A 14,509-nucleotide genomic window follows, 5' to 3' on the forward strand; every position below is an offset into this window, starting at 1 on the left:
CGGCCCGGCGGCTCGACGCCGCGGCTCGCGCAGCGCGCGCGGCAGCGAGGCGGCGCGCGTCCGCGGCCGCGAGCTGGCGATCAGCGGGGGACCTCATGAGGGCCTCCTCGTTCGCCCGCGAGGGGTGGACGAACACTCTGCCGTTGCTCGGTGGCGCCACCTGGCGAAGTCCCGCCGTCGCGACGATCCTGAGATCGTCCGAGTAGCGGTCGTCCGCACGGGAGTCGACCACCACCTGCCGTGATCGGATCACGGCAGGAAGGATGTATGCGAAGACGAGAACGCCGATGCCGATCAGCACCCAGCCTGCGATATCGCCCACGACCTGACGGTAGGTCCGGCGCGGGCCGCCGCGCCGGTAGCGCCTCGGCGTGTCGGGCCGCTAGCGGCGATTCTCGGCCAGGCGCGCGGTCAGACCGCGTCCGACCTCCTCGCTGGTCAGCGCGAACGTGCGGTGGTCGGCCCACACGCCGTCGATGTGCAGGTACCGCTCCCGCAGGCCTTCGTCACGGAAACCGAGCTTGGAGACCACGCGCAGGCTCGGCGTGTTCTCCGGTCGGATGTTGATCTCGATCCGGTGCAGCCTGAGCGAGAAGAAGCAGAAGTCGCTGGCGAGCGCGACCGAGCGCGGGATGAGTCCCCGACCCGCCCAGCGCTCCCCGATCCAGTACCCGATCGCGGCGCCCCGCAGCGAGCCCCACGCGATGCCGGAGATCGTCAGGTGACCGACCAGCTCGCCCTCGACCTCGACACCGAAGCTGTACCCGGTGCCCTGGCGCGCCGCCCGCGCCTGGTCACGCACGTACTGACCGAAGGTGGGTCGCCGCGACGCGGGGTCGGGAGAGGTCGCCTCCCAGCGCGACAGCCACCGCTCGTTCTCCCGCCGCAGCCGGTCCCAGGCCGCGGCGTCGCGGCGGCGCAACGGCCGCAGCCGCACCACGCCGTCGGTCAGGTCCACCGGAAAACTCTAGGGGTTCGTGAGATCACCGGGGTGCCGAGTGGCGTTCGATCCCCTCGGTAGGGGAAGGTGGACCTCATGTGGTCGGTGTCGTCCCTCGTCTCAGCGGACCCGACTCTGGAGACCGAGGACGCCAAACACCTGCTCCGTGAGGCCATCCGCGCCCACCGCAACAACCGCGGCACCCGCGAGCGCACCGAGGCCGGCCACGCGATCGCCGAGCACGCCAGCGAGATCGTCGCCGACGCCGGGTGTGTCGCGGTCTACGCCGCCCGACCGAACGAGCCCGCCACGCAGCCGCTGATCGACCACCTGCACGCCCAGGGCATCGACGTGCTGCTCCCGATCCTCGGCGTCGGGCTGAGCCGGGACTGGGCGCTGCACCGACCCGGCGGCACCCTCGAGGTCCGCGCGCCGGGTCGCCCTCCGGAGCCGGACGGTCCTGGCCTGGGCATCACGGCGCTGCACCGCGCCGACGTCGTGTTCGCGCCGGCGCTCGCCGTGGACCGCACCGGTGTCCGGCTCGGCCAGGGCGGCGGCTGGTACGACCGCGTGCTCGAGCACCGCCGTCCCGACGCCCCGGTGGTGGCGGTCGTGTTCCACGACGAGGTGAGCGATCACCCGCTCCCCCGCGCCGCGCACGATCGCGCGGTCGACGGCATCCTCACCCCTGCCGGCTGGTGGTTCGTCGGCGAGGAGTGAGTCCGGTCAACCCGGTGGCAGCAGGACGAGCGTCTGCTCCTCGGCGTCCTCGACCGCGTCGGGGGTGAACGCCCACGGGAAGGTCTCGCCCTCGGCCCACGGGCCGAACTGGTCGGCGTAGTTCTGCGACAACGGGTGCCCGGAGTTGCCCGTCAGCTGCACCCAGGTGGAGGCGTCCCAGTCCGCGACGTCGAGCACCATCCGCATCGCCGGCACCGCCGTCACGTCGAAGACCGGGTAGGTGAGCTCGCCGTCGACCTCCTCCCAGCTGGCCGCGTTCCACCCGTTCGCGTTGACGATCGAGCTGCCGCCGGCCACACCGATCGGGTCGGGGTTGACGAGGTTGCGGATGATGGTCGGCACACCCTCGCTCCCGAGGGCCTGGTGCTGCGGGGCCGCCTGGTGCAGCTGACCCCAGCGCCAGTCCTGCGGGGCCTTGCCGAGCAGCACCGTCAGCTGGGAGCGGGCGGCGATCAAGGCCTGGGCGAGGATCTGGTCGCGCTGCTCGACGACGGTCAGGGTCGCGCGGTCGTCCCACCAGGGGCTCTCGACGTCCTCGAGCAGCCCGCGCACCGCCTCGAGCCACTGCGAGCCGCCGTCGGGTCGCTGCGACGTGGGCACCTGGTCCCAGAAGGTCAGCCGCATCACGTTCGCCCACACCGCTGAGAAGTAGGCGGCCGCGGCCGAGTCGGTGTCGTTGGCGTGGTCCCAGTCCTCGAGCAGGTCGACCGCCTGCTCGGTGAAGGCGACGACCTCCGGCGTCTGCGCCTCCTCCTGGATGTCGACCTCCAGCAGCACCGGCACCAGCAGCTCGGCGTACGGGTTGGTGTCGATCAGCTGGATCTCGTTCATGTCCGCGACCGTGAGCCCGCCGCCGTCGGCGATCCGTGCCTCGAGCACGTCCCGGATCGCCTGCGACCGGTAGCCGAAGTCGTAGTCGGTGGTGAGGAACGGGTCGGTTCCCGGCGCCTGCACGGCCTGGTTCGCGGCGACGATGAAGCCCTCGTCCGGGTTCAGGACCTGCGGCATCTCGGTCGGGTCGACGAAGCCCTGCCAGTCGTAGCGCGAGTCCCAGCCGGGGCGCGGCCACGAGCCGTCGCTGGGCACGACGCCGTCGGGAACGGCCTCGCGGATCGGGATCTTGCCCGGGGCCTGGTAGCCGATGGTGCCGTCGGTCGTGGCGAACACGATGTTCTGCGTCGGCACCTCGAAGGCGGCCGCCGCCGTGGCGACGTCGGCGGCGTCCGAGGCGGTGCCCAGCAGGAAGATCGCGTCGGCGGTCCGGCCCGGCGTGAGCGCGGTCCACTGCATCGCCACCGAGAAACCACTGACGCCGGCGGGCGGCTGGTCCTCGGTCGAGGGTCGGTCCGCCGCCACGCGGGAGGAGGCCAGCACGTCGGAGATGATCGGCCCGTGGCCGGTGGTGCGGACCACGATCGTCTCCGACTCACCGCCGTTGACCGAGATCACCTCGCGTCGTTCCGTCAGCGGCTGGCGCTCGCCGTCGTAGAGGTAGGTGCCGTCCGGGTACACCCGTTCCAGGAACAGGTCGACGGCGTCGCTCCCCATGTTGGTGAAGCCCCAGCCGAGCTCGGCGTTGTGACCGATGACGACACCGGGCAGGCCCGCGAAGCTGAACCCCGCCACCTCGAACGGGCACTCCGACCCGACCGTGGTGCAGTGCAGGCCGTTCTGGTACCAGATGCCGGGCGCCGAGATGCCCAGGTGCGGGTCGTTGGCCAGCAGCGGCAGCCCGGACTCGGTGTGCTCGCCCGAGACCACCCAGCTGTTGGACCCGATGCCCTCACCGTCCCCGAGAAGGTTCGGGACGGCGTCGAGCGCTGCCTGGACGTCGGCGAGACCGCTGAGCACGGCCGCGTCCGGCTGTGGCCCGCCGGAGGTCTCGTCGCTGGTCGAGGTGGTGCTCAGGGCCGCGGCCTCGGCCTCCTCGGCCGCGGCGTTGGCCTCGAGGAGCTCCGGGGTGGTGACGATCGGCAGGTTCCGGTCGGTCGGATAGGCCGGGTAGGCCGCCTCGACCATCTCGAGGGCGACGTCGGCGCCGTAGCCGATGGCCTGCCCGTACAGCGCGGCGCGACCCAGCTCGTCGCTGTAGTTGCCGAGCAGGTCCCAGGCCATCGCCTTGAGCCACGCGAGCGAGTCGACCGGGGTCCACGGCTCGACGTCGGTGACCTCCACCTGCATGCCGAGCACCGTGTACTCCAGCGCGAGCTGGCCCGGCTCGCGCGAGGCGATGTAGGCGTTCACGCCGTCCGCGTAGGCCTGCAGGTAGGTGCGGGTCTCCTGCGACAGCAGCGGCCACTCCTGCTCGGCCACGTGACGCCACCCGAGCGTGCGGATCATGCGGTCGGCCTCGAGGCCGGCCTCGCCCACCAGCTCCGAGAGCCGCCCGGCGGTCAGATGACGCCGGAAGTCCATCTCGAAGAACCGGTCCTGCGCGTGCACGTAACCCTGGGTCAGGAACAGGTCGTGCGTGGTGGCGGCGTAGATCTGCGGGACGCCCAGGTCGTCACGCTTGACCTGGACCTCGGCGGTGAGCCCGTCGATGCGGAACTCGCCCGCGTGGTCCGGCAGCGCGCGCCTGCTCACCGTGAACAGGGTGACGGAACCGACCACGATCACGACCGCGAGAACTGCGGCCACACCGATGGCGACCCGCCGCCACACCGACATCTTCGACACGACAGCGAGGCTAACTGACCCTCGGTGGCCGCGAGTGCTCCCGCACCGGACGTAGAATCCCGCTTCGTGCCCACCTATGCCTATGCCTGCACGTCGTGCCACCACCGCTTCGACATCTATCAGGCCTTCTCCGACGCCGCCCTGACCGAGTGCCCCGAGTGCGGCGGCACGCTGCGCAAGCAGTTCGGGAACGTCGGCGTCGTGTTCAAGGGTGCGGGGTTCTACCGCAACGACGCACGCGGCACCAGTGCCACCAGCGAGTCCTCGGGCTCCTCTGATTCGTCGTCGTCGTCGTCGTCGAGCGGGTCGAGCGAGTCGAGCACCTCGAGCGCGCCGAAGGAGTCCGGCAGCAAGGACTCCAGCAGCACGACCAAGGCGGCCTCGACCGCGAGCACGTCCAGCAGCAAGGCCTCCTGACCCGACCTGTCCACAGGTGCGCGCCGATGCGCACGTGTCCACAGCACCCCAGGCGCTGCCCGGCGGGTTCTCGACGGCGTCCCTACCGTCGTCGTCATGTCTCACCGATCGCGCTCGCTACGACCCTTGCTGTGGCGCTACCGCTGGCTGGTCGTCGCGTGCTGCGTGGCGGCCGCGGCCTGGGTGAGCATCGGCGCGTTACGACCACTGCCGCCGCCCACGGTGCCGGTTCTGGTGACCGCGCGGGACATGCCCGCCGGGACCGTGCTCACCGCGGCGGACGTGCAGCTCGACGCTGCGGAACGAGCACCCGCGGGCACGATGGATCTCGACACCGCGGTCGGCGCCACCCTGACGGTGGGGCTGCCGGCTGGCGTCCCGGTGGTCGACACCATGCTGCTGGGTCCGGGGCTGCCCGATGCCGCACCGGCGGGATGGGTCGTGGTGCCGGTGCCGCTGGCCGATCCGATGCTGGCCGAGCTCGTGCGGGTCGGCGACCGCATCGACCTGTACCTGGCCGCCGCTGACACCGGTGGCCGTCTGACCGAGGCGCAGCTGGTCACCACGGGCGCGCTGGTGCTGGCGAGAGCCGGTCCCGCCGATCAGGAAGCGGGGTGGCTGGGCACGTCGGCGGCGAGCTCGGCGAGCGTGGTCGTGGCCGCGATCAGGCCCGAGGATGCGGCCGCGCTGGCGGGCGCCAGCGGCTTCGGTCCGTTCCGCGCGGTGCTGTCGTAGCCAGCGCGAGGCCCGGGGACCGTGCGGGCCCCCGGGCAGCGTGCCGGTGCGCTCGCTCAGGCCTGCTTCTGCGCCTTGAGCAGGTCGCGGATCTCGGCGAGCAGCTCGACGTCGGTCGGGGCCGCCGGGCCGTCCTCCTTGATGCCCTTGCGCCGCTGCTGCAGCTCGTTGAACTTGTTCATCGGCACCACGAACACGAAGTACACGACGAGCGCGGTGATGAGGAAGACCACGAGCGCGTTGACGATCGCACCGATGTTGACGAAGGTCGGGTCGACGCCGTCGACGAGGCTGTCACCGGGGCGCAGGTCGAACCCGAGTGCGCCCGCGTCCGGGGAGCCGATGACGTTGAGGATCGGAGTGATGATCGCGGACACGAACGCATCGACGACTGCGGCGAACGCGGAACCGATGACCACCGCGATCGCGAGCTCGACGACGTTGCCGCGCATGATGAAGTCCTTGAACCCCTGGATCACGGGGCGCCTCCTCCTGAATGGATGGACACCGTTGTCGGCGTCCGATGCGTGCCCGAGGCTAGCGGTACCGGCATCCACCCGGGGTCAGCCCCAGTGCGGTGGCACGTCGCGGCGCAGCCGCTCCTCGCGGTCCTCGGGCGCATCGCCCCAGGCGCGGTCGTCCTCGTCCCACGCCTTCTCGTCGCTCGCGGGCTGCTCGGTGCCGGCCCTGACGGCGCGGCGGTGGCGGCGAGGTCGGCCGGGGGCAGCGGGCGAGGTCTCGCCTCGCCCGCCCTCCCCGGGCTCGCGGGTGCTCACCCGGGCAGGACCTCGCCGCGATCGAAGAGACCGGGCTCGATCAAGCGGTGGCGGCCGCGGCGGCGCTCGGCCCGGCGTTCGTCGGCCTGCACCCGACGCGTGCTCGCAGCCGACATCTCGGAGCGGTTGGTCTCGCCCTCGGTGCCGGCCTCGTCCGGGGTCTCGGCACCGCCCTGGGTGCTGGCCTCGGCCTCGGTGCTGCCCTCGCCGCTCGGGGGGTCGGTGACCACCGGCTGCTCGGACGTGGGCGGCACCGCGGTCGGCTGCGCACCGTCGAGGTCGTCGTCGTCGGCGGGGCCGCGCTCGGCCTCCACGTCCTCCTCCTCGTCCAGGACGGCGGGCGGAGCGGGAGCGGTCCGGACCGGCACCGCGGCGCCGGTGCGCTCGGCCACGATCTGCTCCACGAGGTCGCGGATCGCCGCGGCCTCGCCCTGGGGGTCCATGAAGACCGCGGTGGAGAACACCATCCGGACGCGCCAGCCGCGGTTCTCGAGCCGCTGCACCCAGTGCCGGTCCCGCCGGCGCAGACTGCTCTCGTTGACGTAGTCGGGGTCGTCGGTGAGGACGGCGAGCAGCAACTCGCCCGGCAGCGCCGGGTGACCGATCGCCAGCGGGATGCGCACGCCGCCGACCGGCCCGTACCGGGGCACGACCGTCAGGCCGAACCGCTCGACCCGCTCGGACAGGTCGCGCAGCAGCCGGTCCGGGGGGACGTCGTCGTCGTCCGTCGCCGTTCTCGCGGCTACGCCGGCGCGCGCGAACGCGAGCAGGTCGCGGAGCGCGACCGCGCCGGCGGCGCGCAGCCGTTCCGGGTCGAGGTCCTCGGGTGCCAGGCACGAGACCACGGTGAGGCGGTGACGGCAGGCGTCGAGCGCGTCGACGAGGAGCTCGGCGCCGTGCTGCCCGCTGATCGAGCCGAACCGGTACAGCACGCGCCCGTGGGGCGTCTTGCCGTAGCCGACCGTGAGGATCACGGCGTCGCGGCGGAGACCGGCGACCGACTCGATGTCCACCACGGTGAAGGGCTCGGGCCCGGACGGGTCGAAGAACCGCGCCATGCTGGCGCCGGCCGCGGTCGACAGCACCGCCTCGCGCACACGGTCGGCGTGCCTGGCGTTGAGGGCGATCACCGCGAGGGAGGACTCCGGCCGGGTCAGCGCGTGCTCGATCACGAGGTCGACCACGCGGTCCACCTCGCTCTGCACGCTCTCCACGGACTCGGCCCCGGGGCCCGGCATCCCCGTGCCGTCGACGAGCTCCAGCCCGATGCCCGGCGGCCGCGGTGGTGCCGGAACCGGGCGGATGACGTCGCCGTAGCCGTGCTCGGCGAGGAAGCCGGCGATCTCGGCGTCGAGGTCCAGCCGGTCGCCGGGCAGCTCGACGCTCGGGAGCACGTGGGCCGCCGCCACCAAGCCGGCACCGCCGCGCCGGGTGTCGCCGACGATCACGACCTGGCGGCCGCGGGAGATCGCGGCGATCGCCTGCTCGGTGGGCAGGTGCTGCACGGCGTCGAGGACCACCAGGTCGACCGTGCGCTCGGGACCCAGGACCTGCGGCACGAGCATCGGCGGCACGATCCAGATCGGGCGCGGGGCCCACACCACGGGGCCGAAGCGGCGCTGCAGCTCCTTGAGGTCGGTCGAGCCGTGGCCGCGCACGGCACGGTAGAAGTCCTGAGCCGCGGGCTTGTCCGCCGCGATGCTCGCCCGCACGTGCTCGGCGACGCTGACCAGCACCGGCGCGCTCAGCGAGGAGGTCTGCGCGGCGTCGAGCTCCCGGAGCCGCATCGAGGCGACGTCCAGCGACGACGCGTCGAGGTCGGCGAGCGCCGGGTCCCCGCGCAACAGCTGCTCCAGCAGGCTGGACCACCAGGCGAGGTCGAACTCCGGCCCGACCAGGTCGGTGGGGACCCGGCGTGCGGTGAGGTCCTCGACCAGCGGACCCAGGCCCAGGCGCTTGAGGACCCCCAGCACGCCGGCGCGTTCGGGCATCTGCCGCAGCGTCGCGTCGTCGTCGACGAGGCGATCCAGCCGCGACTGCAGGTCGGTGAGCGGGACGTCGCGCAGGTCGACGTCGCCGAGCGCGGGCGAGAGCACGCTCTGCAGGGGATCGACCAGTGCCGCCACGTCGTGCTCGGTGCTGAGGATGTCGGTCATGCCCTCGGGCAGCCGGGGCCAGCCGCCGCCCGCGCAGTGCCGGCGCCAGAGCTCGCGGCGTGCCTGGACCGACAGCAGCTCGGCGTGCAGGTCCGCGACCGCGACGCCTGGTCGCAGCAGGTCCTTGGCCTGCTTGCGCAGCCGGCGGCGGTCGCTCCTGCCGAGGGTGATGCCGTGCCGTTCGCGCCAGCCGTGGCTCGCGGCGGCGGCGGCCATGTCGGTGGCGCTGCGCTCGAACACCTGCGGCACGAACACATCGAGCGAGGACCGGATCCCCTCGAGGAGCTCGAGCTGCTCCGACCACTGCCGCAGCGTGGTCGCCTCGTCCAGACCGGTCTGGGCGGCGGTGGCCTCGACCTGGGCGAGCACCGTGGGCAGCACCCGCCCGAGCTCGCGCACCCGCGCGAGGGTCTCGGTCGCGTGCTCGGCGCTCGTCAGCACGGCGCCGTACCAGGGGGTGTCGGAGGCGCGCAGCCGGAAGGCTCCGAGCGCGGCGGCCCTGGCGAGCTCCTCACGGGCGTGCTGCCGCTCGGCGAGCGTCATCTGCACGGCCTGCGGGTCCAGCCGTACCTGGGTGCGCGGTCCGGGACGCTGCGAGGTCAGCTCTGCCAGCTCCTGCATCGCGAGATAGGCCGAGGCGTCCCAGGGCGCGCGGGCGGTGTGCAGCGCGTGGATGTAGTCGGACAGGGCGGCACGCGCCTCCCCGAGCTCGCGTCGCATGACCGGGATGTGGGGATCGAGCTCGGGCGGATCGATGCCGAGGCCGTCGACCAGCCGCTCGGCTGCGGCATCGCGCCAGCGCGTGTCGTTGCCGAGATCGAGCACCAGGTCGCCGAGCCCGAGCGCACGCAGGCTGGCGTGCAACGACGCCGCCGCCCGCTTGGTGCCCGGCACGTACAGGACCCGCTTGCCCTCGGCGGCCGCCTGGGCCGCCAGCGCGGCCACGGTGCCCGGGACGTCGACCCCGGGAGGAGCATCGACGAGGAGGTGGCCGCCTCCGGCGACGGCGTCGAGCACCCGGTGCTGCCCGGCGTCGAGGTCCCCGACGCCCCGTTCGGTCTCGGGGTCGGGGTCGGCGAGCCGCCGAGCCGGCAGCGGGCGGCGCAGGCTGCGCACGTCGGCCTCGCTGCCCGCGAGCGCCGCGACCACCTCGTGGCGGCGGAGCCGGTCGGCGTCGAGGTCCTCGGCGAGCGCCTGACCGGGGTGCACGAAGGCGCCGAGCACGATCCTGGGCTCGAGCTTGAACCCGTCGATCGCGGACCTGGCGGCCTCGGCGAGCGCCTCGAGAGCGGGCGCCGGCGTGAAACCGTGCGCGGCCTGGGTCACCGCGACGAGGTCCGCGGGATCGATGTCGACGCCGCGCGAGCGCAGAGCACGGATGAGCACGGGGTTGATCTCGACCGCCGGGTCGAGCTCGAGGTCGACCTCGGCGTCGGCGGGGTGCACGGTGATCGTCACCGGGCGCAGCAGCACCGGGATGTTGACGGCGCCCGCGTGCGCGTCGCCCTCGGGTACGGACCCGCCGTCGTCGGCCGTCGGAAGGGGCCAGGACGCCACGCCGATCGCCACGTACGTCGGTGCGAAGCCGTAGCGCTGCGCCAGCTCGTCGGTGCGTGCGCCCACGATCCGGGCCCGACGGCGGGCCAGGGTGAGCGCGGAGCCCTCCCGTGCGAGGTTGCTCAGCCGCGTGCTGCGGCCGGCGAAGAGCTGCGCGATGCCGTTCGGGTGCGCGGCTGTGAGGTCCACGAGGGCGTCGCCGAGGCTCTCGACGTCCCACAGCGCGCTGCCGCCGGCGAGGTCGCCGAGCCGGTTGCGCCAGGCCGCGGTGGCGGTGGCGACGACGTCCACCGGAGCGGTCGGCGGCGTCGGGTCGACGACGGCCGCAGCGTCGTGCTCAACGGCCGCACCTTCGGGGTCGGCGCCAGCACCGGGGTGCTGGGACGAGTTGCGGGGCGAGCTCACCCGACCACGCTAACCGGGCGGCACGTCGTTGGGTGCCCTGACGCGCGGAGGCGGGCCGATCCCGCCGCCGTCGCGGAGGAGACAGGCACGGTGCGCGCCGCGCAGGGGGCGAGCGGCGCGCACCGGCGTGCTCAGTCTGCGCTCGTTGCCCGCTTCCCGCAACACACGCTCTCAGGTCACGGCCGGGCGCCGCAGCCGCACCGTGACCCGCGGCAGCATCGCCTGCACCAACGGACCGATCGCCAGCGCGTACAGCACCGTTCCGATGCCGACGACACCGCCGAGGGCGAGCCCGACCACGAGCACCGTCACCTCGATCGCGGTGCGAACCAACCGCAGCGAGAACCGGGTGCGGCGAGCGATCCCGGTCATCAGGCCATCACGCGGCCCGCTGCCCAGCTGGGCACCGATGTACAGCGCCCCCGCGAGCCCGTTCAGCACGATCCCGCCCACGAGCAGCGGCACCCGCACGAGCAGCGAGTCGGGCACCGGCATCAACCACAGCCCGACGTCGGTCGCGATGCCGATGACCAGCACGTTGGCCACCGTGCCCAGTCCCGGCATCTGCCGCAGCGGGATCCACAGCAGCAGCACCAGGGCGCCGACGATGGTCACCACGGCCCCGAAGCTCAGCCCGGTCCTCTCGGTCAGGCCGCTGTGGAACACGTCCCAGGGATCCAGCCCGAGACCCGACCGGATCATCATCGCCATCGAGGTGCCGTAGAGCCACAGGCCCACGACCAGCTGCAGCAGCCGCCGCGGCATCCGCCCCGCTCGGAGCTGCTGGCTCGGGCTGATGTTCACGAGGGTCTCGGTCGCCACGGAACGACCCTGACAGGAAGTGGCCTTCCCACCAATAGCCACTTGTGAGAAAGTGGCCGCATGGCCAGCACCGCCGTCAGCCCGCACCGGCTCGCCGCGCTGCTGGGCGACTTCGATCGCGAGCCCGCCTACCTCGGGCTCGCGAACGCGCTCGGGCTGCTCGTGATCGACGGCAGACTCCCCCACGGCGCCAAGCTGCCGAGCGAGCGCGTCCTGGCCACCGCGCTCGACGTCTCGCGCACCACGGCCACCCGGGCCTACGCCCTGCTGTGCGAGCGCGGTTACGCCCGGGCGCGCCACGGCTCCGGCACCTACGCGCGCCTGGCCGACGGCCGCAACCGGGTCCGCGACCGGGTCCTGATGCCACGGCTCGACGCCGGCCACATCGATCTGGGCTCGGCGGCGACATCGGCGCCCCCCGGCATCGCGGCCGCGCTGACCGCCGCCGCGCAGGACGCCGTGCCCTATCTGGGCGGCCACGGCTACTTCCCCGGTGGCGTCCCCGAGCTGCAGCAGGCGATCGCGGCCCACTTCGAGTCCCGCGGTCTGGCGACGCGACCGGACCAGATCCTCGTGACCCCGGGCGCGTTGTCCGGTGCGGCCGTCGTCATGCACGCCCTCGCCGGGCCCGGGGACCGCGTGCTCGTCGAGGACCCCGCCTACCCCAACATCCCTCGGGCGCTCAGCGGCAGCGGCGCCCGCCTCGTCCCCAACCCCCTCGACAGCGACGGGTGGGACCTCGAGGCCACCACCGCCGTCGTCCGCCGTGCGCGGGCACGCGCCGCCTACCTGGTGCCGGACTTCCAGAACCCGACCGGGCACCTGATGACCAGCGAGCAGCGCGAGCGCTACGCCGCAGCCCTCGCGGACGCCGGCACCATCCCGGTCGTCGACGAGGCAGCGCAGCAGCTGCTGCTGGACGACGGCGAGATGCCGCCGCCGTTCGCCGCCTTCCACCCGCAGACGATCACCCTCGGCAGCGCCAGCAAGATCTACTGGGGCGGGCTGCGGCTGGGCTGGATCCGTGCACCGCGCTCGCTGATCGACGACCTCGTCCGGGCCAGGATCGGTCTCGATCTCGGCACACCGGTCCTCGACCAGCTGGCGCTGGCACGCTTGCTGACCGACGGCGGCGACGTCCGGACCGCTCAGCGCGCCCGGCTGCGCGAGCAGCGCGACGCCCTGCTGTCCGCCCTCGCCCAGCACCTGCCCGACTGGCGGGTGCGGCGCGCAGCCGGCGGGCTGTCGGCCTGGTGCGAGCTGCCGCGACCGGTGGCGAGCGCGCTGTGCGCCAGCGCCGAGGCGCGCGGTGTCGTCGTGGCGCCCGGGTCGATCTTCGCCGTGAACGGCCGGCTCGAGTCGTTCGTCCGGATCCCGTGGATCCGCCCGCCTGCGGAGATGCGCGAGGCGGTCCTGCGCCTCGCCGACGCGTGGCTGGCCACGCGCGACCAGCCGCTCGGCCACGAGCAGCGCCGCGTCACGGTCGCGTGAGTCTCCCGCCGGGGGCGGGAACCGCTGCTGTGCCGCTAGCCGCTGCGCCGGTCGACCGCCTCGCGCGCGAGGTACTCGACGTTGAGGCACAGCTTGATGAACGCGATGACGAAGCTCGCCATGCTCGCGGCGAGCATCACCGACCCTCCCAGCGCGAGCCAGAACCAGTCGCCCCGCTCGATCGCCCCCGGTTGCATCGCGACGAGGCCGCCGAGCACGCCGAGCACCACCGCGGCTGACAAGAGGGCGACACCGAGCCCGGCGACCGCTGCCGCCTGCCGCACCGTGAACGTCGCGAACCAGTCCTGGCTCATGCCGGGTCCTCTCGTGGTCGGGTATGGAGAGCGAGAGCAGGGGCGCCGCGAGCAGCATCCCACCGCCGGCGGCGCCGCACACGCTGGGTCGTCGAGCATCTCCGCACGATCACTGGCTGCACGCTCCGCTCACCAGTGGCTCCGACGCTGCGCTCGGGTCTCCCGCTCGGGCTGTCTAGCCGCCTTGCCTTGCATTGTCTAGGCCCATAGACTTAACAATCTTGAAGCGGACGGACCTGATGAAGCGGCTCACCAAGCAGGCCAAGGCGCTCGGCCAGGAGATGATCGTCACCGAGGGCGGGAGCCACACCAAGGTCCGCATCGGCGACACCCAGACGGTGGTCCCGCGCCACAGCGAGATCAACGAGATCACCGCGACGGCGATCCTCAAGCAGATGGGAGTGCAGAAGTGAAGGTCACCGCCAAGGCCACCCGCTCGGGCGACTGGTGGGCCGTCGAGGTCCCCGAGGTCGAGGGGGTCTTCACGCAGGTCAAGCGCCTCGACCAGGTCGCCGACATGGCAGCTGACGCTGTTGCGCTCATGCTGGAGGTCGCACCCGGGTCGATCGAGGTTGAGGTCGCGCCCCAGCTCGGCGACGTGCAGCGCGAGGTCGCGGCAGCCACGGCCGCCGCGGAAGAGGCAGCAACAGCGCAGGCTCGCGCCTCATCGTTGCTCCGGTCCGTCGTCGCGACCTTGCGTCGCGATCAGTCGCTCTCGACCCGAGATGTAGCCCTCATTCTCGGTCTGTCGCACCAGCGGGTCTCTCAGCTCGAGAGCGCTCCGGCCGCTCCCTCGGGAAGGGGCAAGGCCGCCCGTACGGCGAGGGCCGGACGGATCGTCAGCCAGGTGGCCGCGGCTCGCCATCCCCGCACCGCCGTCGTGGAAAGGTCCGCGAAGTCGCCTCGCGCAACGACTCGGGCGAGCAGCTCGAGCACCGAGGTGCCGGCGAAGTAGGCAATCAGCGGAGCCGGTCCGTTCTGCTCCGGCTCTCCCACAGCCTGTGTGCTGAACGCGTACCGTCGGAGATGCGCGCCACCACTCGGCGGTCCAGCGGTCCGAGCGCCTCCGAGGCGTCACGGGCAGTTCGGTGACGTTCTACAGCGGCGAACCATGCGGCAACGGCGCCGACGAGACCCGCTACCGCGGTGATCCCGGTGGCGGGGCCGACGTGTCGACCAGCACGCAGCACCTCATCAGCTGTGCCCCCGGCGCACTCCGTCGCTGCGCTCCTCCCGAATCGCGCCGCGGCACGACGGCGCAAGCGCCTCGGTGCCCCCGGCGCACTCCGTCGCTGCGCTCCTCCCGAATCGTGCCGCGGCACGACGGCGCAAGCGCCTCGGTGCCCCCGGCGCGATTCGAACGCGCGACCTACCGCTTAGGAGGCGGTTGCTCTATCCCCTGAGCTACGGGGGCGGACACAGCGCTGCCTATCCTCTCAGGTCTCAGACACGAGCGCGCACCGCCGCTCGCCGCCG

Annotated in this window: 13 protein-coding genes, 1 tRNA gene and 1 pseudogene; 6 read left to right on the forward strand and 9 right to left on the reverse strand. The window is 72.9% G+C overall.

The annotated features are described in order from the left end of the window. Nucleotides 1-322 (reverse strand): annotated as a pseudogene (locus GPA04_RS20450) (hypothetical protein); the annotation flags it as partial. 60 nt (nt 323-382) lie between these two features. Continuing rightward, a complete protein-coding gene (locus GPA04_RS20455; RefSeq protein WP_156226080.1) occupies nt 383-958 on the reverse strand; it encodes a GNAT family N-acetyltransferase in 576 nt (191 codons plus the stop codon). 78 nt (nt 959-1,036) lie between these two features. Here GPA04_RS20455 and GPA04_RS20460 point away from each other — a divergent pair, with 78 nt between their 5' ends. Continuing rightward, entirely contained in the window at nt 1,037-1,660 is a 624-nt protein-coding gene (locus tag GPA04_RS20460) for a 5-formyltetrahydrofolate cyclo-ligase (RefSeq protein WP_156226081.1), read from the forward strand. A gap of 6 nt (nt 1,661-1,666) precedes the next feature. On the opposite strand, the gene GPA04_RS20465 is transcribed toward GPA04_RS20460, so the two are convergent. Beyond that, nucleotides 1,667-4,351, reverse strand: coding sequence for a penicillin acylase family protein (locus GPA04_RS20465; RefSeq protein ID WP_156226126.1), 2,685 nt, complete (start codon nt 4,349-4,351; stop codon nt 1,667-1,669). A 75-nt stretch (nt 4,352-4,426) separates the two neighbouring features. On the opposite strand from GPA04_RS20465, the gene GPA04_RS20470 reads away from it, so the two are divergent. Next, on the forward strand, nt 4,427-4,777 hold the full coding sequence (locus GPA04_RS20470; protein WP_156226082.1) for an FmdB family zinc ribbon protein: 351 nt from the start codon (nt 4,427-4,429) through the stop codon (nt 4,775-4,777). A 96-nt stretch (nt 4,778-4,873) separates the two neighbouring features. Next, nucleotides 4,874-5,512 (forward strand): RcpC/CpaB family pilus assembly protein, encoded by a 639-nt coding sequence (locus GPA04_RS20475; protein ID WP_156226083.1) that lies wholly within the window; start codon nt 4,874-4,876, stop codon nt 5,510-5,512. Nucleotides 5,513-5,568: 56 nt separating this feature from the next. Here GPA04_RS20475 and mscL read toward each other — a convergent pair whose 3' ends face one another. From mscL to yczE, 4 genes are all read right to left on the reverse strand, one after another. Next, nucleotides 5,569-5,991: a large conductance mechanosensitive channel protein MscL gene (mscL, locus tag GPA04_RS20480; RefSeq protein WP_156226084.1), complete on the reverse strand. Its 423-nt coding sequence runs from the start codon at nt 5,989-5,991 to the stop codon at nt 5,569-5,571. Between the two features lie 84 nt (nt 5,992-6,075). Next, on the reverse strand, nt 6,076-6,288 hold the full coding sequence (locus GPA04_RS20485; RefSeq protein WP_156226085.1) for a hypothetical protein: 213 nt from the start codon (nt 6,286-6,288) through the stop codon (nt 6,076-6,078). Next, on the reverse strand, nt 6,285-10,406 hold the full coding sequence (locus tag GPA04_RS20490; protein WP_156226086.1) for a PDDEXK-like endonuclease domain-containing protein: 4,122 nt from the start codon (nt 10,404-10,406) through the stop codon (nt 6,285-6,287). Before GPA04_RS20490 ends, GPA04_RS20485 begins: the two co-directional genes overlap by 4 nt. Nucleotides 10,407-10,577: 171 nt before the next feature. Beyond that, a complete protein-coding gene (gene yczE / locus GPA04_RS20495) occupies nt 10,578-11,171 on the reverse strand; it encodes a membrane protein YczE (RefSeq protein WP_241680957.1) in 594 nt (197 codons plus the stop codon). A 117-nt stretch (nt 11,172-11,288) separates the two neighbouring features. Between yczE and yczR the strand changes: the two genes are divergently transcribed. After that, a complete protein-coding gene (gene yczR / locus GPA04_RS20500) occupies nt 11,289-12,719 on the forward strand; it encodes a MocR-like transcription factor YczR (RefSeq protein ID WP_156226088.1) in 1,431 nt (476 codons plus the stop codon). A 35-nt stretch (nt 12,720-12,754) separates the two neighbouring features. Here yczR and GPA04_RS20505 read toward each other — a convergent pair whose 3' ends face one another. After that, nucleotides 12,755-13,033, reverse strand: a complete 279-nt coding sequence (locus GPA04_RS20505) for a hypothetical protein (protein WP_156226089.1) — start codon at nt 13,031-13,033, stop codon at nt 12,755-12,757. Between the two features lie 221 nt (nt 13,034-13,254). On the opposite strand from GPA04_RS20505, the gene GPA04_RS20510 reads away from it, so the two are divergent. Next, nucleotides 13,255-13,446, forward strand: a complete 192-nt coding sequence (locus tag GPA04_RS20510; protein ID WP_156226090.1) for a type II toxin-antitoxin system HicA family toxin — start codon at nt 13,255-13,257, stop codon at nt 13,444-13,446. Further along, entirely contained in the window at nt 13,443-13,988 is a 546-nt protein-coding gene (locus GPA04_RS20515; protein WP_206674302.1) for a hypothetical protein, read from the forward strand. The genes GPA04_RS20510 and GPA04_RS20515 overlap by 4 nt, the downstream gene beginning before the upstream one ends. 386 nt (nt 13,989-14,374) lie before the next feature. Here GPA04_RS20515 and GPA04_RS20520 read toward each other — a convergent pair. Then, nucleotides 14,375-14,447 (reverse strand) — tRNA-Arg (locus GPA04_RS20520). Nucleotides 14,448-14,509 lie beyond the last annotated feature (62 nt).

Source organism: Pseudactinotalea suaedae, assembly GCF_009733815.1.
GTDB lineage: Bacteria > Actinomycetota > Actinomycetes > Actinomycetales > Beutenbergiaceae > Pseudactinotalea > Pseudactinotalea suaedae.